The following is a 3,185-nucleotide window of genomic DNA, read 5'->3' on the forward strand; positions in this document are numbered from 1 at the left end:
AAGTGGGCAGATCTCATGGCCACCGATGGGCAGTTCTACTGGCCGTCAGTGGGCACTTTCGTGGCCGCCTACGGGCAGTTTTTCATGGCCGCTAACACTCAGGAGCGTCCTTGGCGATGGCTGGTTTCAAAACATCCTCAGTTCTATTCAAAAGGCACGGTTACATAGCCCTCTGCAAGCGGAAAGACACCCGCCTTCCGGCCAAGCAACTGGGTTAGGACCTGCTCCAGATCCTCGGGAGTGTGGAGACGCTGGAAGTCTTCGGAATTGAGAACGAACCAGCGCTCATCCTCGGATTCGATTGGCAATATCCGCAGCGGGCCACGGTAGCCGGCGAGATTGTAGGCCGAGCGCACGGCTGCTCTTTGACCTGGACTGAACATACCAGCCACCATAAGCCATCCTGCTGTTTCCCTTGGCATATCCAGCAGAGCCTGCCCACGTCGGCATCACCTAGGCGCTCGACGCACCATTTGGGACTGCCCTGAAATGCTCCTCCGTATGTGGTTGTACGGCGGGGGCGGCGCAACTATCGGAGCATCAACTCAAGATCCTCTGCGACCATGGCGAGCTCTTCGCCTGGATCAAGGGTCACTTTCGCACTCAAGATCCATCCGTTGAGCTTTGATCCCTGGGAAAGTGTGAAAGATAGCCGGATGTGGCCGTCATGCTCAGCACTGAGAACCAAATCGCCTTCCAGAGATTCATAGATTTTGCTACCGGACCAGCCCCGCCAGTTCAGCGACAGGTCCTTGAAGAAATTAGCTAGGTCGGAGAAGCCATTTATGGCTGCTATTCGCTGATTGGCTTGCAATCCATCGAGAGCGACCCTCACCGACAGGCTCTCGACTCTCCGGTCCGAACTTCGTAAGGGATTCTCGAAGAAGATTGAAGCAATGTGGCCGACTTTCAAGGATTCCATTCGACCATTCTCTAATCTGCAAGCCGACTGCATCGGCTAACTGCGACCAGGCCGTTCGTACTGGCCTGGTTAACCCTCAGGTGCGTAGCCTAGCCACTGCAAAGTGTCCCACGGAGGGTTTCCCCAAACGTAACCGCCCAACCCGACCCGCAGATCCCTGGCGAAGCTAGAGGCGCGGACCTGCATGTCCGGCAGCGAGCAGCCATCTGCCACTTTCATGGATCCAGACTTGTATCATGGGCATTCGGTAGCGGCTCCTGCCGGCCGTCGTTGATACGTCGTCTGTAACGATGCAGGTAAGAACGGCGGTGGTACCAAACATCGTGATACTGGGTTGTTCGAGAATTTGACTATGCCAGGTGTTCTGGCCCTCTAGGTTGGACCCAAGGTAAGCATCGCGATCAAACTGGTCTCCTTTGTGTGAGATCCAGCAGAACTTCGGATGTAGTAAGCGACCTAAAGATTCACCGTCACGTCGTTTTAGGGCGTCGGCTCGTTCTAATGCAGCATCTAGCACGTCCTGAGTGAGCATTCACCGAGTGTGTCAGTGATTGGCCGCTCTGGAAACTTCCAGCGGCCTACTGCTCCCTCGCTACTTGCCATCACGGCGTTCCCGTCGTCCCGCTTATGGTTCGGTGGCCGAGACCAGCTACTCGGGAATCGCTTCAATTGTGAGATGCCGATTGCGCGTCTCGATCAGATCTTGGAGATAGCGGGCCAGCACCAGTTTCTCGACCAGTCGCCCTATCGGTCCAAACGGCGCCGCGAACTCGATGCGATCCACCATCGTGGTTCCCGCTGAGTCCTGGTGGAACTCATGGACGTGCCGGAACCTTCGAAACGGACCTTTGACCTGTTCATCTACAAAATAGTCGGGTGACTGCATCTCGGTAATTCGGCTGGTCATCTGCAGCGGGATGCCGAAATGCCAAGCTCGCCAGGTTACTTCTTCATTCAAGGAGATCAGACCGGACGTCACGCCATCGACGGCTTCTTCACGAGATTTTGCCATTGAGTTCTTATGGACCTCGATGCTCCGGGCAAGGTCGAACAGCTCGGATTTCGACTTATTTGTCCGCGTTGTGCACTCGAAGAAGACTGCCATCTTCAGAGTATTGCAGCTCTTGCAGCCTCAGTTGATTTCCCTCCCAATTTGAGAGACCTCTCCGGAGCAGTCACGGCAAGAAGTGTCACGCGAAGGTTCTCCTATCGTGTCCTGGGGAAGGATTGCTCCACTGTCCGTGCGAGGAACCTACCCGCGCGCCGGAAATCGCGTACGAGAAACAAAATCCCGACTATCAAGACGCAGATGAAAGCTGCAAAGACCCATCCGAATGGTTCATCACGCTGGACCTGACTTACAGCTTGGGGGATGAAGAGCAGGGGATAGAACGGCATAAGGAGCAGTTGTGTCGCGAGGGCCTTTCGCATCTGTACGGCGGCGCCACGGGTTACCGTAAGTTGCTCCGGAATGACTGCTGCCTTGCCTGCTATCTGGCGGCGAATTTGCTTTCGTTCCTCGCCCGTCAGTGAAAGCGTCACGTCGACCTTTCCGTACTCGGCTGCCGGCACAACTTTCTTCGAGTTGTAGACAAGGCCTCCGACGAGGATGCCCAGCCCGGCGAGCATGACGCCAAACAGTAGGTAGGACGGCCAGTCGGCAAAAGTGCCCTGGAAAGCCTGGACCGCGCCCACGGTGCCGATTCCAGTCAAGATGACCATTCCAGCTGGTACGAAGCGTATGTAGTAGTTCCTCACAGCTTCCCCGAGTCCGTTGTCCGCCAGGCCTTGGGCCCTCCTGTCGGCCTTAGCCCAACGTTCGTTGGACTCCGCCATAAGCCCTTCAATTCCGCCCATCGTTCCGTTCCTGTACGTGGAGGCTGCGCTGTTCAAAAAGCGTAGCGGGCATTCGGCGAGATTAGTCCGCTATGAGAAATCGGCGGTAGAAAATGCTGACCGCCAAAGGTTCACCTTGAAGGATGGGGGGCAGCAAGCTTTCAATCTTTGGCCGGCGGGGTCGTCAGGAATGATCCCAGCCGTTCGCCGACATCTGCCGTCGTCCAGAAGGAGACTTGCTGTTGACCTTCGGGGGTTTCGATATCTACTTCAATGGCGAAGCCCGGCACATCTCCTACCGTCCGGCTAACGCCGAACCCATTCATGCGATTCTGAGGGAGGTCTTCTCCCATCAGAATGCGAGGATCCTCGACTCCCGTGCCACCGTGCAGCATCCAACTGGCTCCCTGCTGCAAAGCGGCACGAT

6 protein-coding genes are annotated in these 3,185 nt (G+C 56.3%); all 6 read right to left on the minus strand.

Going from position 1 to position 3,185, the window contains the following annotated elements; all coding sequences use genetic code 11:
* Positions 1-143: 143 nt before the first annotated feature.
* Positions 144-395 carry a hypothetical protein gene (locus AC5RTT_RS20225; protein WP_494146657.1) on the minus strand — a complete coding sequence of 84 codons (252 nt, stop codon included), beginning with the start codon at positions 393-395 and terminating at the stop codon, positions 144-146.
* Between the two features lie 134 nt (positions 396-529).
* The gene (locus AC5RTT_RS20230; RefSeq protein WP_494146658.1) at positions 530-922 is read right to left on the minus strand and encodes a DUF6228 family protein; all 393 of its coding nucleotides are present in this window, start codon (positions 920-922) and stop codon (positions 530-532) included.
* A gap of 166 nt (positions 923-1,088) precedes the next feature.
* On the minus strand, positions 1,089-1,454 hold the full coding sequence (locus tag AC5RTT_RS20235) for a nuclear transport factor 2 family protein (protein WP_494146659.1): 366 nt from the start codon (positions 1,452-1,454) through the stop codon (positions 1,089-1,091).
* Positions 1,455-1,571: 117 nt separating this feature from the next.
* Positions 1,572-2,027 carry an SRPBCC family protein gene (locus tag AC5RTT_RS20240; protein WP_494146660.1) on the minus strand — a complete coding sequence of 152 codons (456 nt, stop codon included), beginning with the start codon at positions 2,025-2,027 and terminating at the stop codon, positions 1,572-1,574.
* 101 nt (positions 2,028-2,128) lie between these two features.
* Positions 2,129-2,779 carry a hypothetical protein gene (locus AC5RTT_RS20245; protein ID WP_494146661.1) on the minus strand — a complete coding sequence of 217 codons (651 nt, stop codon included), beginning with the start codon at positions 2,777-2,779 and terminating at the stop codon, positions 2,129-2,131.
* 140 nt (positions 2,780-2,919) lie between these two features.
* Positions 2,920-3,185 (minus strand): hypothetical protein (locus AC5RTT_RS20250; RefSeq protein WP_494146662.1); only part of this gene is annotated, 266 nt, incomplete at its 5' end.

It is taken from the genome of Arthrobacter sp. Y3221157 (genome assembly GCF_059089865.1).